The organism is uncultured Jatrophihabitans sp., assembly GCF_964252635.1.
Classification (GTDB): domain Bacteria; phylum Actinomycetota; class Actinomycetes; order Mycobacteriales; family Jatrophihabitantaceae; genus Jatrophihabitans.
The window spans coordinates 40,463-67,080 of sequence record NZ_CAXUNP010000006.1 but is presented as its reverse complement, the minus strand read 5'-3'; the positions used below and the strand labels follow the sequence as shown (position 1 = coordinate 67,080).

The following is a 26,618-nucleotide window of genomic DNA, read 5'->3' as shown; positions in this document are numbered from 1 at the left end:
GGGGCGGGGGGGGTTGGCCCCCTTACGCGCACGGCCTACCCCCGCACAGCTAATTGCCGCGCCTGCCGTTTGGCCGGCGCGGCATTTCCTCCAGTCGACTCAGTAGGCGCGGAAGTTACCGCTGCTGTACAGCATCCCGAGCAGGTAGAGCATCCCGTCGTAGTACCGGGCCTGGCCGCTCGGCGTGGCCGTGTTCCAGAGGTCACGCACGAAGTCGGCCCGGTGCTTGTTCGTGGCCGAGAGCGCCGAGGTGGCGTTCATCGCGACCAGCCCCTGCGCGTGCGCCGGCTCGTAGGTGTTCTGGCCGGCAGCCAACGGGGTGCCGTCGAGGTGGTAGCGGCTCACGTAGGTCTGTACGCCCTGGTGCACGAAGAACTTCTCGAGCGTGTTCGAGTACGTGGTCTGCCACTTCTTCACGCCGTACCACTGCGCGTCGACGTTCGCGTTGGCGATCACCCGCCAGGCGTCCTCCTGGAAGGTGTGGTTGTAGCTGTCGTCCGTCGGTGACTGACCCGGGTAGAGGAACGGCGAGCCGTCGAAGTTGCTGTAGCAGGGCGCCAGACCCGTGGTGGCGTTCGGCGCGTTGTGCAACAGGTTCTCCCCGGCCGTGGCCGCGTGCTGCCACAGGTCCTTGTCGGTCGGGTCGGCCTTGGCGAAGTTGCGGTAGAACGCCGGCAGCGCGTAGGACGCGTCGGTGTAGTTCACCGCTCCGGGCGGCGAGAACGTCGGCAGGTAGTTGCTGCTGTTGAAGACGTTGACGCCGCCGTTGTCCGACGAGTGCCACATCGCGTGCAGGATCTTCTCGGCCTGCGACCCGTAGTTCAGCACTCCTGTACCGCCGGACCAGCGCTGGCCCGCGAAGTACAGGGCCGCCGCCATCCACTGGTCGCCGTCGGGCGCGACCGCCGTCGAGATGACGCTTCCGTCGGTCTTGGTGTGCCACGCGAACAGGTTCTTCTCGCCGCCGGACTTCAGCTGCATCTTGTCCTGGGCGAAGCGCCACAACGCGTCGAAGTCGTCGCGGTGGTTCAGCTGCACCGAGATCATCATCGCGTAGCCCATGCCCTCGCTACGCACGTCCTGGTTGCCGATGTCCTCCACGTACGCCTCGGTGTCGTTGAGGTGGTAGAAGATCGACTGCCCGTCGTAACGGTTGGCCTGGGTGCCCGGGTCGCCGTGGAACAGCTGCGTCCACGCCGCGTTGAGCTTGGTCTTGATCGCTTTCTTGCTGTAGCCGGTCTGCGCGAACAGGTTCGTGTAGACACCGGTGCTGACCGCGCCCTTGCCGTGCGACGCGGTCTGTGCCGACGCCGGGGTGGCCGCGGCGGCGGTCACCAGCGCGGCGGCCGACACGGTCGCCACGGCGGCCTTGGCAATTCGTCTCATCATCGCTTCCTGTCGGGTCATCAGTGGGAGGTGGTGGTGCTGGCCGGCGCGGCCACGGTGATCACGAACGCCTCGCGCACCGTGCGCGATACGCCGTTCTTCGCCGTGATGATCACCGGGTAGGTCCCGGCCGGGGCCGCACCGGTGCTGGCGATCGTCGCCGTGCCGTCACCGTTGTCGGTGAAGGTGATGCCTGCGGGCAGCGAGCCCGACTCGCGGAGCTTGGCGGTCGGCATCGCGGTGGTCGTCACCGTGTAGCTGGCCGCGGTGCCGACCGGGAAGGTTGCCGCCGCGTCCGAGGTGATCTGCAGCGGCGCGACGTCGACGGTGAAGCTCGTCGTCGCGCTGCCGCCGTGGTAGCGCACCGTCGCCGTGACGGTGGCGATGCCCGAGCCCACGGCCTTGATCGCGTTCTGCTTGGTGATGCGGACGACCTTGCTGCGGTCGGAGGTGTAGGACACCTTGAGGCCGGCCGGCAGCGGCTTGCTCTGGCCCTTGGTCACGTAGCCGTACAGCGTCTGGTCGTTCATCGACACCGTCAGCTGCGGGTTGATGGTCGTGTTGATGTCGACCATCACGCGCTGGGCGACCTGGCGGGCCTTGTCACCGGTCTCGATCGGCTTGGCCGTCAGCACGGTCGGCGTCTGGCTGATGCGTCCCGAGATCTTGACCGCGGTGTGCAGCTGCACGTCCGAGGCTGCGCTGGACGAGCTGACCTGCAACCCGTAGCGGCCCGGGTCGACCACGTACTTGTTCGCCTTCTCGTTGAAGAACGCGAGCTGCGAAGCCTTGACCTTGAACGTCACGGTCTTGGCCTGACCCGGGTTCAGCGTGACCCGCTGGAAGCCCTCGAGCCGCTTGATCGGGCGCTGGGCCGAGGCCGGTTCGAACGGTGTGGTCACGTAGAGCTGCGGGACGGTCGAGCCGGCCTGCGTCCCGTTGTTCTTGACCTTGGCCTTGACGGTGATGGTGCCGTCAGCGGTCACCGCGTTGCGGTTCAGCGTGATGTCGGAGTACCCGAACTTGCTGTAGCTCTGCCCGTAGCCGAACGGGTAGCTGACCGGCCCTGTGTAGTACTGGTAGGTACGGCCCTGGGTCGTCGCCGTCGGGCGGATCGTGTAGTCCGTGATCGCCGGCAGGTTGCTGTCCGAGCTGTACCAGTCGAACGGCAGGTGGCCGCTCGGGTTGACCTTGCCGAGCAGGACGTCGGCGATCGCGTTGCCCTGCTCCTGGCCGTTGTAGGAGCTCCACAGCAGGGCGGGGCTGCTCTGCTGCAGGCTGCCCAGGTTCACCTGGCCGACGGTCTCGAGGTACACGACCGTGTTCGGGTTGGCGGCCTCGGCCTGGCTGATCATCGACGACTGCGCGCCGGGGAGGTCGAGGGTGCTGCGGTCGTGGTCCTCGGACGACGTCGTGTTGTCCGTGCCGGCGACCACGACGACCGCGTCGTAGTTCTTCGCGGCGTTGATGGAGTTCTGGTCGACCGTGGTCAGCGTCGATGCGGTCGTCCCGCCGGTGACACCGGGCAGGAAGTCGACGGTCGCGTCGGGGTTGATGGCCTGCACCGCGGACTTGAGGCCCTGGTAGGTGTCGACGTTGTGGGTCTGGCCCGACGGGCCCTGGATGCTGGAGTAACCGCCGAGGAACAGGCCGCCGCTCGGGTGGGCGAAGTAACCCATGACGGCGATCTTGTACGCGCCGGTGCTCGGCACCTTGAGCGGGAGCAGCTTGGCGCCGGGCTTGCCGTTCGCCTTGGTGGTCTTGTTGTTGTTCAGCAGCGTGATGCTCTGGTCGGCGGACTGCCGGGCCTGCGCCAAGCGGTCCGGGGTCTCGGTCTCGGCGTTGTTGGCGTCGCTGTCGACCCAGGTCTTGCCGCCGAGGCGGGTCCGTGCGGCCTGGACCCACGGCACGCTGCCCTCGCCGTCGAACTCACCGGTCTCGATACGGGCGGTGAACAAACGCACCACCGAGGTGTCGACGTCGCCCTGGTTGTACACGTCCGTCGCGGTCTGGATGTGCTGGCCGAGCGCGGTGGGGATGGTGTTGCCGTAGTTGTACTGGTCGGCGTAGCCGGCGTTGCAGTCCAGGTCCTCACCGGCCGAGTTCGCGAACGCGGTGCGCCCGTACTGGTCGAGCGGCGCGGAGGCCTGCGGCGGCTGGTAGTGGTGCCCCGCCTGGATCTCGTAGATCGCGTCGCAGTCGCTGGTGAAGTAACCGTTGAAGCCGAAGGTCTGCCGGGCGAGCGTGTCCATGAGCTGGACGCTGGCCGCGGCCGGGACCCCGTTGACCTCGTTGTAGGAGCTCATGATCGAACCGGGGTGGCTCTGGTTGATGATGCTGGCGAACTGCGCGGTGTAGTACTCGCGCAGCGTGCGCTGGTCCATGTTCGAGGTGCCGTCGCGGCGGTTCACCTCGCTGTTGTTCGCGGCGTAGTGCTTGAGCGTCGCGATGGCCTTGTAGTAGCCGTCGGCCGACTTGGGCAGCACGCCGTTCTGGGTCTGGCCCTGCAGGCCGTCGACATACTGCGAGGCGAGGGCCGCCGTCAGGGTGGGGTCCTCGCTCCACGACTCGTCGTTGCGGCCCCATCGCGGGTCACGCGTGAGGTTCACGGTCGGTGCGTAGAAGTCCAGGTTCTCGGTGTTGAACGGGGCGACGTCGCGCGCCTCGTCACCGATCTGGCCGGCCTCCTGGTAGACGAGGTTGCGGTTCCACGTGCTGCCGAGCGAGAGGTCCGACGGGTAGGACGTCGTGTTGGTCAGCGTGGTCGCGTTGCCCTTCGGCGTCAGCGTCAGCGCGTTCACCCCGTGGTTGGACTCGTTCCACCAGCCCCACGCGGCCACGCCGAGGCGCGAGATCGCGGGCGGGCGGCTGCTGTCCATCTGCGCCGCCTTCTCGGCGATCGTCATCCGCGACACGAGGTCGGTGGCCCGCTCGACCGGTGAGTACTTGGCGTTGAGGTAGATCGGCTCCGCCTTCTTGGCGGCGGTGGCCGGGCCCGCGGCGCCGAACGCCACGGCGCTGAGCGCACCGGCGGAGAGGGCGGCTACGGCCGCGATCGAGGTCCATCTGCGCATCGATGCGCTCCTGTCTGGGGGGCGGCAAGGGGTTCCGCGTACCGAAGGCCGGCAATTCGGTCTTTTCCGAAGGACGCCTTCATCGCGACAACTTAGGCGGAGCAGTTTGTCCGAGTCAAGGACTAATTAGGCCAATCGGTGCGTAAGTTTCGTCCGAGATCGAACAAAACCCAGATACGCTGCCCTCCATGACCAGCCAGTCGGGATCCTTGACGGCCCTGCGCAGGCACAACCGCGTGCAGGTGTTGGACATGCTGCGCCGGCGCGGGACGACGAGCCGCACCGAGATCGCCCGCCGGACCGGCCTGTCCACCACGACGGTCTCGACCCTCGTCGGCGAGCTGATGGCCGAGGGCGTGGTCGTCGAGCTCGACGACCGCACGGTCAGTCGTGGTGGCGGGCGCCCGGCCCGGGTCCTCGCCTTCAATCCCGCAGCCGGTGGCGCGGTGGGTCTGCACCTCGCCCACGACCACGTCCGGGTGGGCGTCACGGACCTGGCTGGGCGGATCGTGGCCGAGAACGCGTTCGAGATCGACGTCGACCACGAGCCGGGCAAGACGCTGGAGCTCGCCGCCGACCTGACGCACGAGCTGGTCGTGCAGGCCGGCATCAGCGTGGACGGCGTGGTCGGGATGGGTGTCGCGGTCTCGGCACCGGTGTTCGCCACGACCCACGCCCTGGGCTCGCATTCCATCCTGGCCGACTGGCTGGGCGTCGACGTCGCGGCCGAGTTGACCCGACGCACCGGCCTGCACGTCGAGATCGGCAACGACGCCAACCTGGGCGCCATCGCGGAGCACCGCTTCGGCGTCGCGCAGGACGTCGACGACTTCGTCTACGTGATGCTGTCCGACGGCGTCGGCGCCGGCCTCGTCCTGGGCGGCCGGCTGTACGAGGGCGCGATCGGCGGCGCGGGCGAGATCGGCCACGTCACCGTGGTCCCGGGCGGCTACGTCTGCCGTTGCGGCAGCCGCGGCTGCCTCGAGACGGTCGCCGGAGCGCCCGCGCTCACCTCGGCGTTCGCCCTCACCGGTGAGCCCGCCGCCACGTTGGGCGGCATCGTCGCTGCCGATCGGGCGGGGGACGACGGCACCCGGCGCGTGTTGACGGACGCGGGCGCCGCGGTGGGGCGGGCGCTCGTCCCGATCTGCACCGTGCTCGACCCCGCCCTCGTCGTCGTCGGTGGTGAGTGCTCGGCGAGCGAGACCCTGATCGCCGCGGTCCAGCGCGCGCTCGCCGGCGGCATCACCCCCCTGCGAACCGGGACCATCCCGGTACGGGCCGGGGCCCTGGGGGAGAAGGCCGAGATGTTGGGCGCCGTCGCGTTGGCGTCGCAGCGGATGCCGATGAGCTGAGTACACAGCCCCGACGCGTGCGACGATCGCCCGGTGGCGGTGGACACCGACGGCCTCCGCAGGGTCGCGGCCGAGTGCGTCACCCTCGTGGCCGCCGAGTTCGGCAGCGTGCTCGACTGGCGCGTCGAGAGCCTCGAGCAGCTCGACTCCGTGTGCGAGCGACTGCTGGCCGACGGTCCGCTCGACGACAAGCGTTTCCACCTCTGGTGGCAGGTCGTCGGGGCCTACGTCGGCGAGGTCGTCGTGCGCGCCTACGGCGGACGGTGGATCACCCACGCCGACGCGGCCGGCGCGTATGCCGTCAGCGTCGACGGCTCGACCGGCTTCCCCTTCGCCGTGACCCAACGGGTGCTGGAGGGCGAGCACCTCAAGAACCTCGCGTCGTTCGCGCGGGTGTTCCCGCACCTGACGGACCGGCCGGCCGCCGATGCGCCGAGGTCGACGGACTAGGAGCGTCGACGGACTAGGAACCCAGCGTGACGTGCAGGATCTTTTCGTTGCTGTTGTCCGGGATGCTGTCCTTATCGCCGGCGTTGCTCGTCGTCAGCCAGAGACCGCCGTCGGGAGCGGGTTCAACCGTGCGCAGCCGCCCGTAGGTGCCGACGAACAGCGACTGCTTGTCGGTCAGGGTGGTGCCCGAGATGACTTCGCGGTACATGCGGGCTCCCCGCTCGCACGCCACGTAGAGCACGTCGCGGACGATGGCGATCCCCGAGCAGGACCCGTCCGAGGTGGGGTACGTCTGCTTGGGCGCGATGAAACCGGCCGTTCCGCAGGTGCCGACCGTGCCCTCGCACGCGGGCCACCCGTAGTTGCCGCCCTTGGTGATCAGGTTCGTCTCGTCCATGACGCTGTTGCCGAACTCCTGTTCCCACAGCTGCCCGTGGGAGTCGAACGCGAGGCCCTGCGGATTGCGGTGGCCGTAGCTCCACACGTAGTTGTGGAACGGGTTGTCGGACGGGACGGTGCCGTCCGGGTTCAACCGCAGGATCTTGCCGTTCAGGCTGGAGAGGTTCTGGGCGTTGTCGCCGTTCTGCGCGTCCCCGGTCGAGGCGTACAGCTTGCCGTCGGGCCCGAACCGCAGCCGTCCACCGTCGTGGAACTTGTTGCGCAGGATGCCCGTCAGCAGCACCTGCTCGGTCGCGACGTCCAACACACCGCCGGTGAGCTTGATACGCACGATCCGGTTGTCGGTGGGCGACGTGTGCATGATGTAGAGCCAGTGGTCACTGCTGAAGGTCGGCGCGATGGCCAGCCCGGTGAGCCCGCCCTCGCCGTCGGTGTTCTCGACGTCGGGCACGGTGCCGATGCTCGTCTTGGCGCCGGTGGTGGGGTTGAGCGACACGATGTTGTGGGCGTCGCGGCGGTTGTAGAGGATCGAACCGTCCGGCAGGGTCACCAGACCCCACGGTATGTCCGTGTCCGTGGCCACCGTGGTCACGCTGCACACCGCGCTCGCGCACGCCGTGCCGGTGGTGACGTCGGCGGTGTTGCTGTGCGCCGACACGTTGGCCTGCGCGTCGCGCGCCACGACGTAGTAGGCGTAGGCCGACGACGGCGCCAAGCCACTGTCGACGAAGCTCGTGGCGGGCGGTGTCGTAGTCGTTCCGGTGACGGTGCCGACCTTCGCGCCGGCGCGGTAGACGTCGTAGGCGCGGACCCCGATGTTGTCGGTCGACGCGGTCCATCGCAGGGTGACCGTCGTGCCGCTGGCGGACGCGGTCACGGCGCCCGGCGCACTAGGTGCCTGGGTGTCGCTCTGGCACTGGGGCGGCGTGATCGGCACGGTGGTGCTGGCCTGCGAGACGTTGCCCGCTGCGTCGCGGGCGTTGACGTAGAGACCCCACGTCACGCCGGGCACGACGGTCAACTCGACCGAGAGCGCCGAGCCGCCGACCGAGGTCATCAGCTGGCCGTCGTGGTACACGTCGTAGTAGGCGACGGCCACGTTGTCGCTGGACGCGGTCCAGGAGAACGTCACCGAGTTGCACGTCAGGTTCCGCGTCGCGGGCGAGCCGGGAACCGTGGGCGGTGTTACGTCGCGACTCGCGAACGACGTCTTCCACTTCTGGTTCCCCTGGCCGTTGCACGTCCACATCTCCACGCGGGTGCTGTTGGCTTTCGCCGCGCCCTGCACGTCGAGGCACAGGCCGGACTGCACCCCGATGATCGTGCCGTTGCCGTTGACCCGCCACTTCTGGTTCGCGCGCCCGTTGCAGCCGTAGATCTGGACGCGGGCGCCCCGGGTGGTGGACTGACCCGCGACGTCGAGGCACCTCGAGCCGTTGAACACACGCAGCTCGCCGGCCGCAGTGAGGTCCCAGGCCTGGTTCACCTGCTTGCGGCAGTCGTAGATGATCACGCGGGTCTTGGGGGCGGTCGCCGCGCCCTGCACGTCCAGGCAGCGCCCGGAGCCGACGCCAACGACTGCGGAACCGGTGGCGGCGGACGCCACTACCGGTGCGACCACGCTTGCCGCACCCAGCACCAGAACGGCTCCGACGGCAAGCGACAACCAGCGCACGACACGTGTGGACAAGGCCATCCTCCGGTTACGGCGGGTGGCCAGGCTGACGTAGCGGTTCATGGCAAGTCAACGTGACGCCATGAGACACATTCCTTACGCGCCTGCGCTGCTCACGTTCTCCAGGACGACGGCGAGGCCCTGACCGACGCCGATGCAGATCGCGGCAACGCCCCAGCGCAGCCGGTCGCGCCGCAGCACCTCGGCCAACGTGCCGAGCACCCGAGCACCGGACGCACCGAGCGGATGACCGATGGCGATGGCCCCGCCGCGGGTGTTGACGATGTCGGGGTCGATCTTCCACCCGTCGACGCAGGCCAGGGACTGCACGGCGAACGCCTCGTTGAGCTCGACGGCGCCGACGTCGGACCAGCCGATGCCAGCCCGTGCCAGCGCGCGGTTCGCGGCCTCCACGGGGGCGTAGCCGAAGTCCTGCGGGTCGAGCGCGAACGCACCGCGGCCTGCTACCCGAGCCACCGGCTCACGGCCGATCAGGTCCGTCGCGGAAGCGGAGCCCAGCAACACTGCAGAAGCGCCGTCGTTCAGCGGTGACGCGTTGCCGGCGGTGATGGTGCCGTCCCGACGGAACACGGGCTTGAGCGCGGCCAGTTTCTCCGCGGTGCTGCCAGGCCGGATGCCCTCGTCTCGCGTCAGGTCGACACCGTCGACCCCGACCACGAGTCCGTCGTAGAACCCGTCGTTCCACGCCGTGTCGGCGCGCTGGTGCGAGCGGGCCGAGAACTCGTCCTGCCGCTCGCGCGAGACGCCGAACTTCTCGGCCAGCATCTCGTTGGCCTCACCGAGGCTCACCGTCCACTCCGCCGGCATCCGGTCGTTGACCAGCCGCCACCCGAGGGCGGTCGAGACCGCGGTGACGTTGGCGACCGGGAACGCGCGGTCGGGCTTGGGCAGCACCCACGGCGCGCGGGTCATCGACTCGACGCCGGCGGCGATGACGACGTCCGCGTCGCCGGTCTCGATCTGGCGCGACGCGCCCATCGCGGCGTCGAGGGACGAGCCACAGAGGCGGTTGACCGTCGAGCCCGGCACCGAGGTCGGCAGCCCGGCGAGCAGCACGGCCATGCGCCCGACGTTGCGGTTGTCCTCACCTGCCCCGTTGGCGAGACCGAAGGTCACCTCGTCGACGTCGTCCGGCGCAAGGTTCGGCGACCGTTCCATCACCGCCCGCACGACCGTGGCGGCCAGGTCGTCGGGGCGGGTGCCGGCCAGCGCACCGTTGAACCGGCCGAACGGGGTACGCACGGCGTCGTAGACGAAGGCCACGGGGTCGCGATCGATGGCGGTCATGGCCCCGAGTCTGCCGCACCGCCGCGGCTAGGGTGCTGGCGTGGCGGAGACGATGGGCGACCTGCTCGTCCGACGGCCGGAGCAGTACTGGTTGCGCGGCGACGCCGCCCTGTGGACCCGGTTGGCGGACGACCTCGGCGGGTTGGGCCTGCCCGAGTCGTTCGCCTCCGTCCGCGAGATCGTCGAGAGCGCCTACGAACGGGTCGTCGGGGTCGAGCTGCCGAAGCGACCGAGCCCGGACGACATGGTGCCCGTCGACGCACTGTCGATCGGCCACGGCATGTCCGACGGCCTCGTGTCACCGCACTTCTGGCGGTTCACAGCCATCCCCATCGTCATCGACCGCTGGGCCGCCGCGCGCCGGCGCGGGTGAGCAGCGTCGCGTCGCGTCGCGTCGCGTCAGTGGATGAGGTACTTGGCCACCACGAGCACACCGCCGAACACGGCTGCCGTCACCACGAAGGCCACCAGCCGCGGCCCGCGCGCCTCTGCCCGGCGGGCGGCCAGCAGCGCCCAGCCGACGAGTTCGATCGCGGCGACGACGGCGCCTGCCCACGTGGCGGCGTGCGGTGAGGCCCCGACCAGCCAGGCCAGGCCGAGCACGGCCGCGGGCGCGATGCCGCTCTCGACGATCGGCCACTCGACACGGAGGGCGTGACGCAGCGACGGCGGCGCCGTGTCGGCGTTGCGGGCGCCGCCGGTGATGACCCCGCCGAGCGTGTCGGTGTAGGCGTGGGCGAGCCAGAACACGACGAGGGCGGCGGCCAGGGAGCCGAGGATCCGCCCGACGGAGTGGCTCGAGCCGCCCTCGACCATCAGCTGACCGGCGACCACGATCGTCCCGTACACCGCACTCGCCGGGTTACCGGGCAGGTCGCGGGGTAGCTGCACCCATGGACCCTAACCGGGACGGTGGTGGGCTACTTCTTGCTCTTCTTCTTCTTGGCCTTGGCACCCTTCTTGCCCAGCTCGGACTGCGCGGAGGACGAGGTACGCGGGTTCTTCTTGCCCTCCTTGGACGCCTTGGCGTTGGCCCGCTTCGCGGTGTCGCTGCCCTTGCCCTTCTTCTCGGCCATGTCGCCTCTCGTGTCGCGTGGTGTCGGTAGGTCGGTGGTCAGCGACTGCCCGTCGTGCCGGGCACCATCGGGTGCACCTGCACACCTTTGCAGGCCGGGAACGACACCCGCAGCCGCGTCGAGTCACGGTTGTCGGGCAGCGTGAACAGGATGGCGGGGCTGTGCGTACAGGCCCGCTGGGTCGCCTCGTTGATGGTGAAACCCTCGATCCGGGCGCTGGCTCGCTGCCCGGGATGCAACACGATGCGCGGCGGCGAACCGTGCTGCAGCCCGCCCATGAACCCGAACGGCTTACGGGTCGCCTGCTCGATCTGCCGACCTTTGGCGTCGAGCAGGGCCACGCCCGGATAGCCCTGCGTGACGCACGTCTGCCGCGACGCATTGCGCGCGGTCACGACGAACACCGTGTGCATCGACGCGCCGTCCTGCCCGCCGACCGAGAACGTGGACACCGTGGGTGTGCACGGGATGGTGCCGCCGGCGGCGGCGGGTGTGGCGGGCGTGCTGGTGCTCGCACTTGAGGACGCGGACGCGGACGACGACGAGCTCGCCGGTGCGGTGACGGTCGCGGTGGCCGTCGACGCGGATGCGGTGGGAGCCGACGTCGACGGCGACGAGCCGTTGCCCGAGGAGCTGCTCGAGCAGGCGGTGATTGCCAGCGCGGCGACGACCGTACCGAGGCACCACACAGTGCGAGACATCAACGCCCCTTCCGGCGGCGACCGCTGACGACCCGGGTATGCCCGCGTGGGTCGCCGCCCAACCGCCGTCGCGCCTCGTCACTCTCAGGTGATCGACACGCACTGTGCAGGTCGACCGCCCTGCACAGTGCGTGATGATCGTCCGTATCCCGCTGCCCTACCCGACGACTGTGGGGGTGGCTCCATTGGTGCACCGGACGACGGCGCCGCGCGGTGCGGACATCAAATAGCCAGGCGCGCCCGGTGCAGGCTGGCACACTAAGGTCACCAACCCGTTCGCACCTGTCGAGGCGTTCACCGGCACGATTACCGCCGGTGCGTTGCCAGGCATCCTCGGCGCTGTCGGGAGAGGCTGAGGGCGTGTCACGAAGACACCGGGCTGGTGCAGGCGTTGCGTGTCCGACGATTGCTGCTGCTGATACCGGTGCGCCCCGACGTAAGTTCCGATGCCTACCGCAAGAGGCGCGATGAGCCCGTACAGGACCAAACGAAGCCAGAACGCTCGCGTGCGCCGGGCCCCTCGCCTCCTAGCAACGAGGGTTCGTTGCGACCTACCCGATCCTGACCCCTGCGGCCGCGGGCTCACCGCGTTCGCTCGAGACGTGGGGTACAGCCGCGCACGAGTGGCTGCGGGCAATTGGTCGTAGGCGCGTGACAAACGCAGAGCATGGGCGTGGTCACCGCTTCGCGTCGCACGATGCACCGCGAGGTCGTAGCCCACGCGTACCTGCTCGCGCGAGCAGTCCGCGGACACCCCGATCATTCGGCGTAGCTCGTCCTCGGCCGTCGGCGTGGAGGGTGTCTTGGCCGGGACGGAGTCGGGCCGAGCATGCCGCGGACGGTGCTCAGCGGCGGAGGCAGACGTGGACGACATGACACTCCTCGACGTTCGTCCCCGCGACGACCGAATCTAACACGATCTTCACGGTGGGCGACACTGCTGGGCGGACATGATGGGGGCATGACGCTCTCGCTGCCCGCCTCCCGCACCCCCGACCGTGACGACGCACCGCCGATCCGCTGGGGCGTCCTCGCCCCCGGCGGCATCGCCCGCGACTGGACGGCCGCCGTCCACGCCACCACGGCGTCCCGCGTCGTCGCCGTCGGCTCACGCGCCCAGGACCGCGCCCAGGCCTTCGCCGACGAATTCGGCGTCGACCGTGCCTACGGCAGCTACGAACAGCTCGTCGGCGACGACGGGATCGACGCGGTCTACGTGGCCAGCCCGCACTCCGAGCACCGCGACCACGCCCTGCTGGCACTCGCCGCGGGCAAGCCGGTGCTCGTCGAGAAGGCGTTCACCCGCAATGCCGCCGAGGCGGCCGCGGTGATCGACGCGGCACGCGCCGCCAACCTGCTCGTCGTCGAGGCCATGTGGACGCGGTTCCTGCCGCACCTCGACGTCGTCCGGCAGTGCCTGGAGAACGGCCTGCTCGGCGAGGTGAAGGCCGTCATCGCCGACCACGGGCAGCACCTCTACCCGGACGGCCCGCAGCGGATGAGCGACCCGGCGCTGGCCGGCGGCGCGCTGCTCGACCTGGGCATCTACCCGGTGTCGTTCGCGCACCTCGCCCTCGGCGGTTTCGACCGCGTCCAGGCGTTCGGGACGATCGCCACGACGGGTGTCGACGAGGGCGAGACCATCGGTGTCGTCTCGGCGTCCGGGGCCGTCGGGACGTTGTCGACCACCATGGCTGCGCACTCGGCCTGCCTCGCCTCCGTCATCGGCACTGAAGCCCGCGTCGACGTCGACAGCTGGTTCTACCGGCCGAACACCGTCCGCCTGTTCGACGGCGACGACGTCGAGCTCGACCGTTACGAGCCGCCGGCGCGCACGCACGGGCTGGCCTACCAGGCGGCCGAGTTCGCGCGCCTGCTCGCCGACGGCCGCACCGAGTCCGACCTGATGCCGCTCGACGAGACGCTGCGCATCATGCAGGTCCTCGACGAGGTCCGGGCCCAGCTCGGGGTGCGCTACCCCGGCGAGCCCGGCTAGGACGCGGCCGCCAGCGCCCTGCGGGTGAGTACGCGCGCGAGGTGCTGGCGGTACTCGCCGTCGGCGTGCATGTCCTCGACCGGCGTCGTGCCCTCGGCCGCGAGCGCCGCGGCGTCCTCGATCGACGCGCCGTCGACCAGGGCCGCCTCGGTGGCCTCGGCCCGCAGCGGTGCGCCGCCCATGTTGGCCAACGCGACCCGCCCGGCGACGGTGGCGACGCCGACGATGGCCCAGTCGTTGGCGCGACGGGTGAACTTCTCGTAGTGCGCCCCGGCCGTGCCGGTGCGGGGCACGCGGATCTCGACCAGCATCTCGTCGGGCTCCAGCGCGGTCTCGAAGTAGCCCTCGAAGAACTCGGCGGCACCGATGTTGCGCCGGCCACCCGGGCCCTGCGCGACCAACGTGGCATCGGACGCGAGCACCGCCGCCGGCAGGTCGGCAGCCGGGTCGGCGTGCGCGACGGAGCCGCCGATGGTGCCACGGTTGCGGATTTGGGGGTCACCCACGTAGCCGGCCACGAGCGCGACGAGCGGCGCTTCGGTGCGCAGGACCGCCGAACCGACGAGCTCGGCGTGCCGGGTCAGCGCGCCGATGGCCACCTCGTCGCCCTCGACCCGGACGTAGGAACCGTCGACGATGTGGCCGATGTCGACGAGCACCGACGGGAACGCGAAGCGCAGCTTCATCATGGGCAGCAGGGAGTGCCCGCCGGCGAGCAGCTTGGCGTCGTCACCGTGCTCGTGCAGCAACGACACCGCCTCGTCGACCGAGCCGGCGCGGACGTAGTCGAAGGCCGGGGGGATCACGCCGAACCTCCCGCCGGTGCCGGCGTGCCGGCCGCATGCTGCACCGCACGCACGATGTTGTGATAGCCGGTGCAGCGGCACAGGTTGCCCTCGAGACCCTCGCGGATCTCCTGCTCCGTCGGTGCCGGGTTGCCCTGCAGCAGCGCGGTGGCGGCCATGACCATGCCCGGCGTGCAGAAGCCGCACTGCAGGCCGTGCTCGGCGCGGAACGCGGCCTGCATCGGGTGCAACCCGTCGACGGCGGCATCCCCGGCCGTCGCGGCGAGGCCCTCGAGCGTGGTGACGGACGCGCCGTCGGCCTGTACCGCGAGCACTGTGCACGACTTCACCGCCTTGCCGTCGACGTGCACCGTGCACGCGCCGCACGACGTGGTGTCGCAACCGATGTTGGTGGCCTTCATCCCGCGTGTGTCGCGCAGGTAGTGGGCGAGCAGCAGGCGGAGTTCGACCTCGTCGGTGCGTTGCTCGCCGTTGACCGTGATCGTGATGTGCATCAGTGCTCACCCTCCTGCTGCGCTGCGTGAATGGCGCGCCAGACCCGCAGCGACGTCGTCGGCATGTCGATGTGCCGTACCCCGAGGTGGGACACCGCGTCGATCACCGCGTTCTGCACGGCCGGCGTCGACCCGATCGTGCCCGCCTCGCCGATGCCCTTGGCGCCCAGCGGGTTGTAGGACGTCGGCGTCTCGGACTCGACCAGCTCGAAGCTCGGCACCTCGGTGATGGACACGATCGGGTAGTCGGCCAGCGTCGTGGTCGTCGGGTTGCCGTCCGGGTCGTGCAGCACCTCTTCGAGCAGGGCCTGCGCCGCGCCCTGCGCCAGCCCGCCGTGGCGCTGCCCATCGGCCAGCAACGGGTTGATGATCGTTCCGGCGTCGTCGAGGGCGATGATGCGTTGCAGAGTCGCCTTGCCGGTCTCGATGTCGACCTCGACGACCGCGACGTGGGCGCCGAACGGGTACGTGGCGCCCGGTGCACTGAAGACGCTGCGCACGAACAGCCGCTCCCGGTCGGCGAGCGCGGCGAACGACACCCCGGTACCCGGCGCTCCGGCAACGGTCAGGCCGGCGGCGGCACGGTCGACGACCAGGTCGCCGGGGTCGACCTCGAGGACGTCGGCGGCGCGCGTCTTCGCCAGCTCGACGAGCTCGCGCGAGGCCTGGCGCACCGCGGCCCCGCCCTGCTGCAACGACCGCGAACCACCGGTGCCGCCGCCCTCGGGGACGAGGTCGGTGTCACCCCACTTCACGGTGATCCGGTCGACGGGGATCCCGAACTCCTCGCTGGCCAGCATGGCCCAGGCCGTCGCGTGGCCCTGCCCGTGCGGCGACGTACCGGTGAGTATGGTCGCGCTGCCGTCGGGATGGATCTCGACGGTGGCGTTCTCGTGCGGGTCTCCGGACTCGTCGCCACCACCGGTGATCTCGACGTAGGTGCTCAGCCCGATGCCCAACTGCCTCGCGTCGCCGCGCTCGCGCCGAGCGGCCTGCTCACGGCGCAGCCCGTCGCAGTCGGCAGCCTCCAGCACCTTGCGCAGTGCCATCGGGTAGTTGCCGGAGTCGTAGAGGGCCCCACCACCGGACCGGAGCGGTTCGGTGAAGGCCGGCAGCAGGTTCTTCTCGCGCACCACCGCCGGGTCGAGGCCGAGCTCGGCGGCGAACAGGTCGATGGCCCGCTCGACCGCGGCCGTGGCCTCGGGTCGCCCGGCGCCGCGGTACGCGCCGACGGGAGTGGTGTTGGTGACGACGCTGTCGAAGGCCAGCTCGAGCTTGGGGATGTCGTAGACCCCGGGCGCCATGAGCAGGGTGAGGCTGGGCAGCAGCGCCCCGAACCGCCCGTAGGCGCCGCTGTCCTGCAGGACGTAGAGCCGGTAGGCGCGGACCGTGCCGTCGCGGTCACCGCCGATGGTGACGGTCTGCACCTGCGCGCGGCCGTGCGCCATGGCGACCATGTTCTCGGAGCGGGTCTCGACCCAGGTGACCGGCCGTCCCGCCCGGCGGGCGGCCCACGCGACGACCACGTGCTCCGGGTCGGCGCCGAACTTCGCCCCGAACGCCCCGCCGACGTCCGGGGTGATGATGCGTACCTGCTCGTCCGGCAGGCCCAGCATGCCCTTGACCGAGGCCTTGCTGCCCTGCGCGCCCTGGTTCGGCAACCACAGGGTCAGTCGACCGTCCGCACCCCACACGGCTGCGGCCGAACGCACCTCCAGTGGGGCGACCGCCACGCGCTGGTTCACGATCTCCTGCGACACGACCACCGCACAGTCGGCAAAGAAGTCGTCCGTGAACTCTGCCGCCCGATTCAGGATCACGTTCGTGCCCGCGTCGGGGAACAGCAATGTCTCACCGGCCAGGGCGGCCTTGGGGTCGACGACCGCGGGCAGCGGGTCGTACTCGACGTCGACGAGCTCGGCCGCGTCCTCTCCCGCGTACCGGTCGTCGGTCAGCACCACGGCCACGGGCTCGCCGACGAAGCGCACGACGCCGTCGGCCAGCAGCGGTTGGGCGAAGATCGTGTCGTAGGCCGGCAGCGGCGGCGGTTGCGGCGGGGTGTCGAGGTCGGCCGCGGTGTAGACCGCGACCACACTGGGGGATGCCATCGCAGCAGCCGTGTCCATCGAGGTGATCCGGGCGTGGGCGATGGGCGAGCGGACGAAGGTGGCCCGCAGCGCACCGGCCAGGCGCTCGTCGACCAGGTCTTCGGTGTAGACCGCGCCGGTCGTGAGGAAGGCGGGGTCCTCGACGCGTCGCACCCGCGTCCCCAGGATGCTGCCGCGAATGCTGTCCGTGTTCTGCTCGACTGTCGTCATGTGCACCTCCGGACCACCGGCGACGTTCGCCACCGGCGCCTATCGATACAAGCACACCGGCAGCACCCGTGAACCGCGGCCGCTCCCGGCGCCGGACCGGCCTGCAGCCCGCGGCCCGCAGTGACGTTGCCTGCTCTTCGATTGGACGCAGGCCCCGGGCGGGTAAGACGCGGGCATGTCCTGGCTCATCTGGTTGATCGTTGTCGTCGTGGTGGTGATCCTGATCGTTGCGGCCGTGCTGTTCGTCCAAGCCCGCCGACGCCGCGGCGGGGTCATCGTCGATCCTGCTCGTCCGTCCGGCCGGAAGAGGCTCCGATGAGCGACGCTTGCGGAGCGAACAGTGCTATACGGAGCCCTCTGGCGGCCGCAGCGAGCGAAACGAGCGTAGGCCGATGAGCAGGCTCATGCGGACGTCAGAGATCACCAAGCGGCCGGTGGTCACCTTTGCCGGTGACGACGTCGCGCAGATCAAGGACGTCGTCTACGCCGCCGGTGGCGGTGCAGTCGGCGGGTTCACGCTCGCCGGCCGTGGCATGTTCTCCGGTCCGCTGAAGCAGGGCCTGGCGTGGACGTCGGTCGCCGCTCTCGGGGCCGACGCGGTGATGATCCGCGACGAGAACTCCCTGGAGCCCACCGCAGCCGTGCTCGACGCATCCGCAGCCAGCGGCGGGTCGGGCGGCAACGTGCTCGGCTCGCAGGTGCTGACCGACGCCGGGACCGATCTCGGCAAGGTCGTCGACGTCGTCATCGAGGTCACCGGTGAGTACGGCGGCCAGTGCGATGTCGTCGGGTACGAGATCGAGGCGTCCGAGGCGCTCGGCACGAAGGGCCAGAAGGTGCTCATCCCCCTGCCCGACACGATCGCCGCATCCGGCGAGCACCTGATGGTGCCGGCGAGCGCGAAGGACTTCGTCGGTCACGACCTCGCCGGGTTCGGCGCCGCCGTGAACGACTTCCGCGCCCAGTTGGGACGGTCGTCATGATTTCCTTCAGCGACGCCGACGGCATGAAGGTCGTCAGCACGAGCACAGCCGAGACGGTCGGCAAGGTCCACGGCTTCATCGTGGACGTGCGCGGGCCGAACGTCATCGCCCTTCAGTTGAAGAAGACCGACTCGGGCGACATCCTGCGCTGGTCCGACGTCGCCGCGTTCGGCGCCGACGCGATCACCGTCGCCGACGCGAGCAAGATCGGCGAGGGCGGCGACGATCTTGCCCCGCTGCTCGACAAGCGCAACCACGTGCTGAAGAAGCGGGTACTCACCACCGGCGGTGACGAGCTGGGCGACGTCAAGGACGTCGAGTTCGACCCCGCAACGGGTGGCATCACGAGCCTGCACGTCGGCGACCGCTCGGTGCCGGGGTCGACGCTGATCGGGATCGGCCACTACGCCGTGGTCGTCCGCACGTCCTGAACGACGTTGTCCGCGCCCCCACGGGCCTGAACCCGTGCAGGCGCGGACAACTGTCGGACGTGCGGTGATCAGCTCTCGCGGACGATGCCGCCCCCGGCGCCCACGGCCTCGAGCAGCGCGTTCTGGTCGGCGAAGGTCTTGGCGATGACGGCGGTGCGCTTCATGTAGTGCCCCACCGGGTACTCCATGGTCATCCCGATCCCGCCGTGCAGCTGGATGGCCTCCTGGCCGACGTGCCGCGACGACAGGTCGATCTGCACCTTCGCGGCGCTGACCGAACGGTGCCGCTCGGCCGGGTCGTCGTCGTTGAGGCCGAGGCGGGCCAGGATGGCCATGCTCTTGGCCTGCTCGTAGGACACGTACATGTCGGCGGCGCGGAACTGCAGGGCCTGGAACACCGAGATCGGCTGGCCGAACTGCACGCGCGTCTTGAGGTAGTCGACGGTCAGCCACAGCATGCGTTCCATGGCCCCCACGGCCTCGGCGCACAGCCCGGCGGTCGCGATGTCGAGCGCCGCCTCGACGTGACCGAGCGCGTCCGCGGGCGAGCCCAGCGCGGTAGCCAGAGCGTCGTCCAGCACGATGTCCGCACCACCGAGCCCGTCCTGCATGCGGTACCCGGCGCGCGCGACGTCGGCCGCGTCGACGAGGAACAGGCCGACCACGCCGTCCGGGGTCTTCGCGGTGACCACGAGCGTGTCCGCGACGTCTCCGCCCAGCACCGCGACCTTCTCGCCGCGCAATGTCCACGCGTCGCCGTCGCCCGGCGTCGCCCTGGTCTCGATGTCGGTCAGCGACCAGCGCGAACCCGCCTCGGTGGCGGCGAACGCGAGCAGGGTCTCGCCACCGGCCACGCCGGGCAGGATCTGCTGCTTCTGCTCCGGGGAACCCGCGGCCGAGACGAGCCCGCCGCCCAGCACCACGGTGGCCACGAAGGGCTCGAGGACGAGCGCGCGCCCGAACGCCTCCATGACGACCGACAGCTCGCCGACGCCCATACCGGCACCGCCGTACTGCTCGTCGAAGGTCAGCCCGAGCAACCCGAGCTCGGCGTACTGCTTCCACATCTCGCGCGACCAGCCCAGCTCGTCCTGCTCCAGCAGCTGCAGGCGGGTGTTGGCGTCGTACCGCTTGTCCAGCAGGCTGTTCACCGCGTCGGTGAGCATCCGCTGTTCGTCGGTGAGTTCGAGTTCCACGTCGTCCCTCTCAGAACTGCAGGATCGTCAGAATTTGAGGATGGCCTTGGCGATGATCGTGCGCTGGACCTCGTTGGAGCCCGAGTAGATCGAGGCCTTGCGCCAGTTGAAGTAGGTCGGGAACGCGTCGAGCGAGCCCTCCGGCGGGGTGTCGAAACCGTCAGGCACCGACAGGTCCTCGCGGTAGGCCAGCGCGTTCGGGCCCAGCACGTCGACCAGCAGTTCGGTGGCCTCCTGCTGCAGCTCCGAACCCTTGAGCTTGAGGACGGACGACACCGGGTCGGGCTTGCCCGGCCCGTGCCGGCCCTCGGCGTCCAGGACACGCAGCACCGACATCTCGATCGCGGACAGCTCGACCTCGAGCTTGGTCAGCCGGGCCTTGAACAGCGGGTCCTCGAGCAGCGGCTTACCATCGGACACGGTCTGCGCGGCCAGGCGCTTGATGCGCTGGATCCGCGCCTTGGTCTGGCCGACGGCGACGACGCCGGTGCGCTCGTTGCCGAGCAGGAACTTCGCGTAGTCCCAGCCCTTGTTCTCCTCGCCGACGAGGTTCTCGGCCGGCACCCGGACGTTGTCGAAGAAGACCTCGTTGACCTCGTACCCGCCGTCGATGAGGTGGATGGGCCGGACGGTGATGCCCGGGTCGTCCATGTCCATGAGCAGGAAGGAGATGCCGCGCTGCTTCTTCGCCTCGGGGTCGGTGCGGACCAGGCAGAAGATCCACTGCGCGTACTGCCCGAGCGTCGTCCACGTCTTCTGGCCGTTGACGATGTAGTCGTCGCCGTCGCGCACCGCGGTGGTCTTCAGCGACGCGAGGTCGGAGCCGGCGTTGGGCTCACTGAAGCCCTGGCACCACCAGATGTCCAGGCTCGCGGTCTTCGGCAGGAAGCGCTCCTTGAGCTCCTGGCTGCCGAAGGTGGCGATGACCGGCCCGACCATCTGCGTGTTGAACGCCAGCGGCGGCGGCACGTGCGCGAGCAGCATCTCCTCGGCGTAGAGGTGACGTTGCACCGGCGACCAGTCCTGCCCGCCCCACTCGGTGGGCCAGTGCGGCACGGCGAGGCCGTGCTCGTTGAGGATGCGCTGGCTGGTCAGGATGTCGTCGCGGCTGGCGTGCTCGCCGCGGGCGCCCTTCGCGCGGATCTCCTCCGGGATCTCGGACCGGAAGAAGGTGCGCATGCGCTCGGCGAAGGCACGCTCCTCTTTGCTCAGGGCGATGTCCATGCGCGCTCCTCGGCGTTGGCTACTGGCCAGTACTGCCACCAGCATGCCCGGTTCCCCTGTGCTTCGCGCACCCGGCTCGGTCCGGCGTTCCTGGCTTTTGCTCACCATAGTCAGCTAGGCTGCCGCCATGACCGCCGAACGCACCCGCACCTTCACCTGGGACGACCCGCTGGAGACGGCGGCCGGCGCACAGGGCCGCACCGGCCTGGAGTTCATCCAGGCGCTGGCCCGCGGCGAGATCCCGCCCGCGCCCATCGCCCGGTTGATGGACTTCGGCGTCGAGGAGGCCGAGCACGGCCGGTGCGTGTTCACCGTGGAACCCGCCGAGTACCACTTCAACCCGATCGGGTCGGTGCACGGCGGGGTCTACGCCACCCTGCTCGACTCGGCCATGGGCTGTGCGGTGCAGACCATGCTGCCCGCGGGCGTCGGCTATACCAGCCTGGACCTGTCCGTGAAGTTCCTCGGGTCGGCGCGGCTGGGCTCCGGGCTGCTGCGCTGCACCGGCACCGTGACGCACTTCGGCCGGCGCACCGCCCTGGCCGAGGCCCGCATCGAGGACCCGTCGGGCCGGTTGCTGTCGACGGGCACGAGCAGCTGCCTCATCCTGTCCGGCTGACGGCCCGGCCCGGCCCGCCCCGAGTTGTCCGCGCCACGACAGGCCGGAGGTCGTCCGGGCGCGGACAGGTCGGGAGGGGGGCGGAGTCAGCGCGGGCCGGACGGCAGGCCGAGGCTGCGCTGCACGTCGCGCGGTGACGGCCGGCGGTCCAGGCGCGCGTGCAGGATGCTGCGCGCCAGCTGGCCGCGCCCGCACCGCACGGCGGCGAGCACCAGGGTGTCCTGCACGATCTCGCGTTGCGCGGCGCTGCCGCCGAGCTGCTCGACGCCGTGCAAGGCGCCCAGGGCGTCTGCCGCGCGATCGGCGTCGCCGAGGACGAGGTGGACGAGGCCGTCGGCCAGGGGCGCCACCGTCTCACGGAAGACCGGTTCGGGGCGGGCGGCGGCGTACCGGCGCAATCGCGCCAACGCGGGCGCGTCGCCGGCCGCGGTGAGTGCCAACGCGGCGTGCAGGCCGACGAACGGTGTCGGCGGCGCAGCCAGCAGCGCGGGGTCGACGGTGGCGAGCACCGGCCCGACGTCGACGGTGTCCCAGGCGCCGGCGACGAAGCCGCGCCAGAGCAACGAGGCCGAATCGACGAGGGCGCGCACCCCCGTCACCACCGGCGGCGCGAGCTGCGTCGCGTACCGCGACAGCACCGCGCGGTCGTCACCGAGCGCGAGTTCGTGCAGGGCCGCGTGCCAGGAGAAGTGGGCGCGGTGCGAGGCCCGCGCACCGCACGTGCGGATCCATCCGTCGAGCCAGCGCAGGCCGGCCAGGTGGTCGCCGGTCTCGTAGTGCACGTGGGTGCGGGCGTGCACCGCGTGGCCGGCGGCCGGCTCGACCCCCAGCGACAGGTCGGCCAGCTCGCGGGCTTCGTCGTACCGCTCCTGCTCCTGCCGGACGAACGCGAGCAGGCTCCGGTACCACCAGTGCTCGCCGTACACCGGGGCGAGGCCCTCGACGAGCGCCCAGGCCTCGGCCGGGATCTCGGTGGCGCCTCCGAAGGCGATGGTCGGCACGGCGATGCTCACCGCCAGCGCGTCCTCGGGATAGGTCTGGATGTAGGCGAGCAGGGCGGCCGCCGAACCGGCCCCGGGCTCGCGCACGCGCTGCGCCGCGACCTCGACGAAGCGCTGTTCGCGTTCGTCGGCCCGGCCCGCGTGCCGTTGGGCGTGAGCCAGGGCGGCGTCGACGTCGACGTCCGCGCCCCACTCGACCCCGAGCAGCGCGAGCGCGGCCTGCCCCAGCGCGAACTGCGGGTCGGCGACCAGCGCGTCGCGCAGCAGGCCCTCGGCGCCGGACCGGACGCGCAGGATGTTGCCGAGCGCGTCGTTGTAGAGCATCGCGGCATCGGTGGCGGCGGTCAGCGGCAGCCCGAACGGGTCGCGGACGCGCCGCTGCAACGTCGGGGACGGCAGCGCGGCGACGACGTCCCGGGCCACCTCGGCGGCCTGGGCGCGGATCTCCGGCACGGCCGTGCTCTCCCACAGCTCGCCACGCCGCAACGGGCCGACCGTCCACACCGCCGGCGAGGACCCGTCGCCGGACAGCACCCGTCCCCCGTCGTCGGTCGCGAACCCCAGGTCGAGCGAGCCGGGACGCGCTGTCCCGGAGGTGAGCAGGTTGAGCACCAACGGGTCGTCGCTGGCGCGCAGCCCCACGCACGTCCCGGTGCAGTTCAGCACCGCCGCGAAGCGCTGCCGCGTGCCGTCCGACAGCTCGACGACGACCCGGTCGCCGTCGTCGACGGCGTCGCGGACCTCCGCGGCGTGGACGACCAGCGAGCCGTCGTCGACGCGTTGCTGCAGCCAGGCGGACAGGGCGGGGTCGACCCGGTGCCGGACGCGGTCCCAGCGGCGGGCAGCCGTCCGCAGGAAGTCGCGCCGGGCCCGGTCGTCCATCCGCGACCAGAGCGCCGACGTCACCGGACGCAGCCCGTCGATCGCCCGCCGCCAGTCGCCGCCGGCGCGACGGACGTGCCGGAACACCAGGCGTCGGGCGTCGGCCAGCGAGAGCGACGCGGCTCCCGACGGGTCAGGCTCCAGGGTCCGGTCGAGCTCGGCGGGCAGCGGCGGTCGCGGGTCCTGCGCGTGCGGCAGCGGCAGCATCCCGTGACGTGAGGCGACGTGCAGGGTGACCCCGCGCCGCCCCCATCGCTGGGCCATGTCGGCCATGGTCAGGCCCGCCCCGACCAGCAGCACGTGGTCGCCGGCCCGCACGGTGGGCGCCGAGCTGGCCCGCCACGGGTCGGCGAGGAAGTGCGGGGAGGCGGCGAGCTGCTCAGGCGCCCAGGTCGTCGACGGCGCGCCGTGCCCCATGGCCAGCACGACGGCGTCGGCGGGACGGCTGGTGCCGTCGGCGAGGGTCAGCCGCAGTCGGCGGCCGTGGCGGCGCAGGTCGCGGACGGTGTCGGCGAGGTGTTCGACGTGCACCCCGGTGCCCGGCCCGCTGACGTCCTCGAGGGTCTGACGCAGGTAGTCGGCGTAGTGCAGGCGCGGGGCGAAACCGCCGGCGGGGAACTCCGGGTGCACGTGGCGGTACAACCAGCGCAGGAAGTGCTCACCGTCCTCGGGCAGGGCGCTCATGCCCTTGGCCGGGACGTTGAGGCGATGCCGCGGGTCGGGGGTCGAGTAGGCCAGGCCCTGGGCGAGCGGGGCCGGGTCCACCAGCAGGACGTCCACCGAACGCCCGGCGGCCTGCGCCGCGCGCGCGACGTGGGTAGCCGTCAGGACCCCGCTGGCGCCCGCTCCGACGACGGCGACGACCGGCCGTTCACCCATTGCCTACCTCCTGACCTTCGCGGACCACATTGTCTACGAATGAAGTAGGGATGCTAGCAACCGCGACCCCGAACCTGACCCGAACACGACTCTGACGCCGCTGTGTCCTGTCCTGCGGGACCGCCGCGCTACCGTGCGAGCGTGTCCCCGGAGTCCCGCCCGCCCCGTGGGCTGGTGCTCGTCGTCGAGGACGAGCCGGCGATCGCCGACGTCGTACGGCTCAACCTCGTCAAGGCCGGGTACGGGGTGCACGTCCAGCACGACGGGGCGCACGCGCTGGGCGACGTCCGGCGGTTGCGACCGGCGGCGATCATCCTCGACGTGGGCCTGCCCGGCATGGACGGGATCGAGATCTGCCGCGCGCTGCGCGCCGACCAGGACTGGACGCCGGTGCTGTTCGTGACCGCGCGCGACGACGAGGTCGACCGCATCGTAGGGCTCGAGCTCGGCGCCGACGACTACGTCACCAAGCCCTTCTCGCCGCGCGAGCTCGTCGCCCGGGTGACCGGCGTCCTGCGACGCACGCAGGGGACGCCCGAAACCGCCCCGCAGACCGTCGGCCCGCTGACCATCGACACCGGCCGGCGACGTGCGTACGCCGACGACCGCGAGTTCGCGCTCACCGCCACCGAGTTCGACCTGCTGGCCTACCTGATGCGCCGTCCCGGCCGGGTGTTCAGCCGCGAGCAGCTGCTCAGCGAGGTGTGGGGGTACTCGTCGGTGGCCGGCACCCGGACCGTTGACGTCCACATCGCGCAGCTGCGGGCCAAGCTCGGCGAGGACAGCCCGATCCGGACGGTCCGCGGCGTCGGGTACGCGGCTGAGCGCAGCGCCGCCGAACGACGATGAACCGAACCCGGCGGGGCCGTTCGACGCTCGCCGCACGGATCGCGCTGCTCAGCGTCGGCATCGCCGTGGTCACCGCCCTGATCGCCGGAGCGATCGCCACCGGCCTGATCCGCAACGCGGGCGCCGACTCGGCTCGCAAGACCCTCGGCAACCTCGCAGGCGTCGCGCAGTCCGTCGCCATGCAACGGGGCACCACGCCGGGACGGCAGGGCCGCCCGGTGCTGGCCCGGCTGCAGATCGCGCTGCGCGGACTGCATGTGCAGAGCGGCGTCGTGCACGACGACGGCCGGATCAATGCGTCCAACCCGCTGGTCGGGCAGGCGGTCACGCCCGCCGATGTCAGCGCGGTGCTCGCCGGGCAGAGCGTCTCGGCCTCGCGCTCGGTGGGCAGCAGCACCGTCTTCGTCGAGGCGCGGCCGACGCCCACGGGGGGCGTGGTCGTGGTGCAGCGCCGCACCGACGCGGTCGCGCAGGACGAGCGGGCCGTGCGCCAACTGCTGCTCGCGCTGCTGATCGCCGCCGCCGCCGCCGTCGTCATCGGGCTGCTCGTGGCGTGGCGACTGGCCCGGCCACTGCGGCGCACGGCGGCGGCCGCGCACTCGGTGGCGGCCGGCAACCGCGACGTCACCCTGCCCGCGGTGGGACCGGCCGAGGTCGTCGAGGTGAGTGAGGCCGTCAACAGCATCGCCGGCGCGCTGCGGCACTCGGAGGCACGGCAGCGCGAGTTCCTGCTCTCGGTGTCGCACGACCTGCGCACACCGCTGACCGCCATCGCCGGGTACGCCGAGTCGATGGCTGAAGGGCTCGTGCCGGCCGAGGACACCGCTCGGGTCGGCGGCGTCGTGCTCGGTGAGGCCCAGCGTCTCGAACGCCTCGTCGGCGACCTGCTCGACCTCGCGCGGCTGGGCGCCGAGGACTTCCGCGTCGAGCTCGCGGTGGTCGACGTCGCGGCACTCGCGCAGGACGCCGCCCAGGTCTGGCAGTCCCGCAGCGCCGCCGGCGGCGTCGAGTTCCGGCTCGAGCGCCCGCCCGGCCCGCTGCTGGCCCACACCGACCCGTCCCGGCTGCGCCAGGTGCTCGACGGCTTGTTCGACAACGCGCTACGCGTGACGCCGGCGGGTGCGCCGGTGGTGCTCGGCGTCCGCGCCGAACCGGCGTTCGGTGCGGTGGTGGCCGAGGTGCGCGACGGCGGCCCGGGGCTCACCGACGAGGACCTCGGCGTGGCGTTCACGCAAGGAGTGCTGCACCAGCGCTACCGCGGGGTCCGGCAGGTCGGCACCGGCCTGGGACTCGCGATCGTGCACGGGCTGGTGACGCGCCTGGGCGGCCGGATCGAGGCGGGTCACGCCGCCGAGGGCGGGGCGCGGTTCACGGTGCTGCTGCCCCCGGCCACGCCCGCCTGACCCGAGTTGTCCCGCCGAAACGAGTTGTCCGCGCCCCGTCGCGCCCCGCCACGACGACGCGCGGACAGCTGCGGATGGCACGTCCGCCTGCGGGCCGGCCGAAACGAGTTGTC

Annotated in this window: 23 protein-coding genes; 10 read left to right on the top strand and 13 right to left on the bottom strand. The window is 71.1% G+C overall.

Annotated features, from left to right (window positions below):
• Positions 1-99 precede the first annotated feature (99 nt).
• Together ACFFCA_RS04380 and ACFFCA_RS04375 are read right to left on the bottom strand one after the other, a co-directional pair.
• Positions 100-1,386 carry a glycosyl hydrolase family 8 gene (locus tag ACFFCA_RS04380; protein WP_375482184.1) on the bottom strand — a complete coding sequence of 429 codons (1,287 nt, stop codon included), beginning with the start codon at positions 1,384-1,386 and terminating at the stop codon, positions 100-102.
• A gap of 20 nt (positions 1,387-1,406) precedes the next feature.
• Complete coding sequence (locus ACFFCA_RS04375; protein WP_375482182.1) at positions 1,407-4,460, bottom strand: glycoside hydrolase family 3 C-terminal domain-containing protein; 3,054 nt, start codon at positions 4,458-4,460, stop codon at positions 1,407-1,409.
• Positions 4,461-4,648: 188 nt separating this feature from the next.
• Between ACFFCA_RS04375 and ACFFCA_RS04370 the strand changes: the two genes are divergently transcribed.
• On the top strand, positions 4,649-5,815 hold the full coding sequence (locus ACFFCA_RS04370) for an ROK family protein (RefSeq protein ID WP_375482180.1): 1,167 nt from the start codon (positions 4,649-4,651) through the stop codon (positions 5,813-5,815).
• A 33-nt stretch (positions 5,816-5,848) separates the two neighbouring features.
• Positions 5,849-6,265 (top strand): hypothetical protein, encoded by a 417-nt coding sequence (locus ACFFCA_RS04365; protein ID WP_375482178.1) that lies wholly within the window; start codon positions 5,849-5,851, stop codon positions 6,263-6,265.
• A gap of 13 nt (positions 6,266-6,278) precedes the next feature.
• On the opposite strand, the gene ACFFCA_RS04360 is transcribed toward ACFFCA_RS04365, so the two are convergent.
• On the bottom strand, positions 6,279-8,360 hold the full coding sequence (locus ACFFCA_RS04360; protein ID WP_375482283.1) for a PQQ-dependent sugar dehydrogenase: 2,082 nt from the start codon (positions 8,358-8,360) through the stop codon (positions 6,279-6,281).
• A 75-nt stretch (positions 8,361-8,435) separates the two neighbouring features.
• Positions 8,436-9,647, bottom strand: coding sequence for a thiolase family protein (locus ACFFCA_RS04355; protein WP_375482176.1), 1,212 nt, complete (start codon positions 9,645-9,647; stop codon positions 8,436-8,438).
• Between the two features lie 40 nt (positions 9,648-9,687).
• Here ACFFCA_RS04355 and ACFFCA_RS04350 point away from each other — a divergent pair, with 40 nt between their 5' ends.
• Entirely contained in the window at positions 9,688-10,020 is a 333-nt protein-coding gene (locus ACFFCA_RS04350; RefSeq protein WP_375482174.1) for a hypothetical protein, read from the top strand.
• Between the two features lie 26 nt (positions 10,021-10,046).
• Here ACFFCA_RS04350 and ACFFCA_RS04345 read toward each other — a convergent pair whose 3' ends face one another.
• From ACFFCA_RS04345 to ACFFCA_RS04335, 3 genes are read right to left on the bottom strand one after another with little or no spacing between them, the layout of a single operon-like run.
• Positions 10,047-10,538: a hypothetical protein gene (locus tag ACFFCA_RS04345; RefSeq protein ID WP_375482172.1), complete on the bottom strand. Its 492-nt coding sequence runs from the start codon at positions 10,536-10,538 to the stop codon at positions 10,047-10,049.
• A gap of 29 nt (positions 10,539-10,567) precedes the next feature.
• Positions 10,568-10,723 (bottom strand): hypothetical protein, encoded by a 156-nt coding sequence (locus ACFFCA_RS04340; protein ID WP_375482170.1) that lies wholly within the window; start codon positions 10,721-10,723, stop codon positions 10,568-10,570.
• Between the two features lie 38 nt (positions 10,724-10,761).
• On the bottom strand, positions 10,762-11,175 hold the full coding sequence (locus ACFFCA_RS04335) for a DUF4232 domain-containing protein (protein WP_375482169.1): 414 nt from the start codon (positions 11,173-11,175) through the stop codon (positions 10,762-10,764).
• Positions 11,176-11,191: 16 nt separating this feature from the next.
• On the opposite strand from ACFFCA_RS04335, the gene ACFFCA_RS04330 reads away from it, so the two are divergent.
• Together ACFFCA_RS04330 and ACFFCA_RS04325 are read left to right on the top strand one after the other, a co-directional pair.
• Positions 11,192-11,452, top strand: coding sequence for a hypothetical protein (locus ACFFCA_RS04330; protein WP_375482167.1), 261 nt, complete (start codon positions 11,192-11,194; stop codon positions 11,450-11,452).
• Between the two features lie 933 nt (positions 11,453-12,385).
• Positions 12,386-13,420 carry a Gfo/Idh/MocA family protein gene (locus ACFFCA_RS04325; protein WP_375482165.1) on the top strand — a complete coding sequence of 345 codons (1,035 nt, stop codon included), beginning with the start codon at positions 12,386-12,388 and terminating at the stop codon, positions 13,418-13,420.
• Here ACFFCA_RS04325 and ACFFCA_RS04320 read toward each other — a convergent pair.
• From ACFFCA_RS04320 to ACFFCA_RS04310, 3 genes are read right to left on the bottom strand one after another with little or no spacing between them, the layout of a single operon-like run.
• Positions 13,417-14,226 carry an FAD binding domain-containing protein gene (locus tag ACFFCA_RS04320; protein ID WP_375482163.1) on the bottom strand — a complete coding sequence of 270 codons (810 nt, stop codon included), beginning with the start codon at positions 14,224-14,226 and terminating at the stop codon, positions 13,417-13,419. The genes ACFFCA_RS04325 and ACFFCA_RS04320 overlap by 4 nt on opposite strands.
• Entirely contained in the window at positions 14,223-14,720 is a 498-nt protein-coding gene (locus ACFFCA_RS04315) for a (2Fe-2S)-binding protein (RefSeq protein WP_375482161.1), read from the bottom strand. Before ACFFCA_RS04315 ends, ACFFCA_RS04320 begins: the two co-directional genes overlap by 4 nt.
• Positions 14,720-17,038, bottom strand: coding sequence for a xanthine dehydrogenase family protein molybdopterin-binding subunit (locus ACFFCA_RS04310; protein ID WP_375482159.1), 2,319 nt, complete (start codon positions 17,036-17,038; stop codon positions 14,720-14,722). The genes ACFFCA_RS04315 and ACFFCA_RS04310 overlap by 1 nt, the downstream gene beginning before the upstream one ends.
• Positions 17,039-17,430: 392 nt before the next feature.
• Between ACFFCA_RS04310 and ACFFCA_RS04305 the strand changes: the two genes are divergently transcribed.
• Complete coding sequence (locus tag ACFFCA_RS04305) at positions 17,431-18,021, top strand: PRC-barrel domain-containing protein (RefSeq protein WP_375482157.1); 591 nt, start codon at positions 17,431-17,433, stop codon at positions 18,019-18,021.
• Positions 18,018-18,452 carry a PRC-barrel domain-containing protein gene (locus tag ACFFCA_RS04300; RefSeq protein ID WP_375482155.1) on the top strand — a complete coding sequence of 145 codons (435 nt, stop codon included), beginning with the start codon at positions 18,018-18,020 and terminating at the stop codon, positions 18,450-18,452. The genes ACFFCA_RS04305 and ACFFCA_RS04300 overlap by 4 nt, the downstream gene beginning before the upstream one ends.
• A 68-nt stretch (positions 18,453-18,520) precedes the next feature.
• Here the strand turns inward: ACFFCA_RS04300 and ACFFCA_RS04295 are convergent, their stop codons facing one another.
• Both ACFFCA_RS04295 and ACFFCA_RS04290 read right to left on the bottom strand, forming a co-directional pair.
• On the bottom strand, positions 18,521-19,648 hold the full coding sequence (locus ACFFCA_RS04295; RefSeq protein WP_375482153.1) for an acyl-CoA dehydrogenase family protein: 1,128 nt from the start codon (positions 19,646-19,648) through the stop codon (positions 18,521-18,523).
• A 27-nt stretch (positions 19,649-19,675) separates the two neighbouring features.
• On the bottom strand, positions 19,676-20,872 hold the full coding sequence (locus ACFFCA_RS04290; RefSeq protein WP_375482151.1) for an acyl-CoA dehydrogenase family protein: 1,197 nt from the start codon (positions 20,870-20,872) through the stop codon (positions 19,676-19,678).
• A 127-nt stretch (positions 20,873-20,999) separates the two neighbouring features.
• Between ACFFCA_RS04290 and ACFFCA_RS04285 the strand changes: the two genes are divergently transcribed.
• A complete protein-coding gene (locus ACFFCA_RS04285; protein WP_375482149.1) occupies positions 21,000-21,491 on the top strand; it encodes a PaaI family thioesterase in 492 nt (163 codons plus the stop codon).
• An 86-nt stretch (positions 21,492-21,577) separates the two neighbouring features.
• Here ACFFCA_RS04285 and ACFFCA_RS04280 read toward each other — a convergent pair whose 3' ends face one another.
• Positions 21,578-24,253: an FAD/NAD(P)-binding protein gene (locus ACFFCA_RS04280; RefSeq protein WP_375482147.1), complete on the bottom strand. Its 2,676-nt coding sequence runs from the start codon at positions 24,251-24,253 to the stop codon at positions 21,578-21,580.
• A gap of 141 nt (positions 24,254-24,394) precedes the next feature.
• Between ACFFCA_RS04280 and ACFFCA_RS04275 the strand changes: the two genes are divergently transcribed.
• A complete protein-coding gene (locus ACFFCA_RS04275; protein WP_375482146.1) occupies positions 24,395-25,102 on the top strand; it encodes a response regulator transcription factor in 708 nt (235 codons plus the stop codon).
• Positions 25,099-26,505, top strand: a complete 1,407-nt coding sequence (locus tag ACFFCA_RS04270) for a sensor histidine kinase (RefSeq protein WP_375482144.1) — start codon at positions 25,099-25,101, stop codon at positions 26,503-26,505. Before ACFFCA_RS04275 ends, ACFFCA_RS04270 begins: the two co-directional genes overlap by 4 nt.
• The last annotated feature ends 113 nt before the right edge of the window (positions 26,506-26,618 follow it).

Coding starts and splice junctions, on each gene's coding strand:
- ACFFCA_RS04355 (WP_375482176.1), bottom strand. CDS start 9,647: ATGACCGCCATCGATCGCGACCCCGTGGCCTTCGTCTACGACGCCGTG.
- ACFFCA_RS04305 (WP_375482157.1), top strand. CDS start 17,431: ATGAGCAGGCTCATGCGGACGTCAGAGATCACCAAGCGGCCGGTGGTC.
- ACFFCA_RS04285 (WP_375482149.1), top strand. CDS start 21,000: ATGACCGCCGAACGCACCCGCACCTTCACCTGGGACGACCCGCTGGAG.
- ACFFCA_RS04310 (WP_375482159.1), bottom strand. CDS start 17,038: ATGACGACAGTCGAGCAGAACACGGACAGCATTCGCGGCAGCATCCTG.
- ACFFCA_RS04380 (WP_375482184.1), bottom strand. CDS start 1,386: ATGAGACGAATTGCCAAGGCCGCCGTGGCGACCGTGTCGGCCGCCGCG.
- ACFFCA_RS04370 (WP_375482180.1), top strand. CDS start 4,649: ATGACCAGCCAGTCGGGATCCTTGACGGCCCTGCGCAGGCACAACCGC.
- ACFFCA_RS04330 (WP_375482167.1), top strand. CDS start 11,192: ATGGTGCCGCCGGCGGCGGCGGGTGTGGCGGGCGTGCTGGTGCTCGCA.
- ACFFCA_RS04290 (WP_375482151.1), bottom strand. CDS start 20,872: ATGGACATCGCCCTGAGCAAAGAGGAGCGTGCCTTCGCCGAGCGCATG.
- ACFFCA_RS04340 (WP_375482170.1), bottom strand. CDS start 10,723: ATGGCCGAGAAGAAGGGCAAGGGCAGCGACACCGCGAAGCGGGCCAAC.
- ACFFCA_RS04270 (WP_375482144.1), top strand. CDS start 25,099: ATGAACCGAACCCGGCGGGGCCGTTCGACGCTCGCCGCACGGATCGCG.
- ACFFCA_RS04325 (WP_375482165.1), top strand. CDS start 12,386: ATGACGCTCTCGCTGCCCGCCTCCCGCACCCCCGACCGTGACGACGCA.
- ACFFCA_RS04375 (WP_375482182.1), bottom strand. CDS start 4,460: ATGCGCAGATGGACCTCGATCGCGGCCGTAGCCGCCCTCTCCGCCGGT.
- ACFFCA_RS04280 (WP_375482147.1), bottom strand. CDS start 24,253: ATGGGTGAACGGCCGGTCGTCGCCGTCGTCGGAGCGGGCGCCAGCGGG.
- ACFFCA_RS04360 (WP_375482283.1), bottom strand. CDS start 8,360: ATGGCCTTGTCCACACGTGTCGTGCGCTGGTTGTCGCTTGCCGTCGGA.
- ACFFCA_RS04300 (WP_375482155.1), top strand. CDS start 18,018: ATGATTTCCTTCAGCGACGCCGACGGCATGAAGGTCGTCAGCACGAGC.
- ACFFCA_RS04315 (WP_375482161.1), bottom strand. CDS start 14,720: ATGCACATCACGATCACGGTCAACGGCGAGCAACGCACCGACGAGGTC.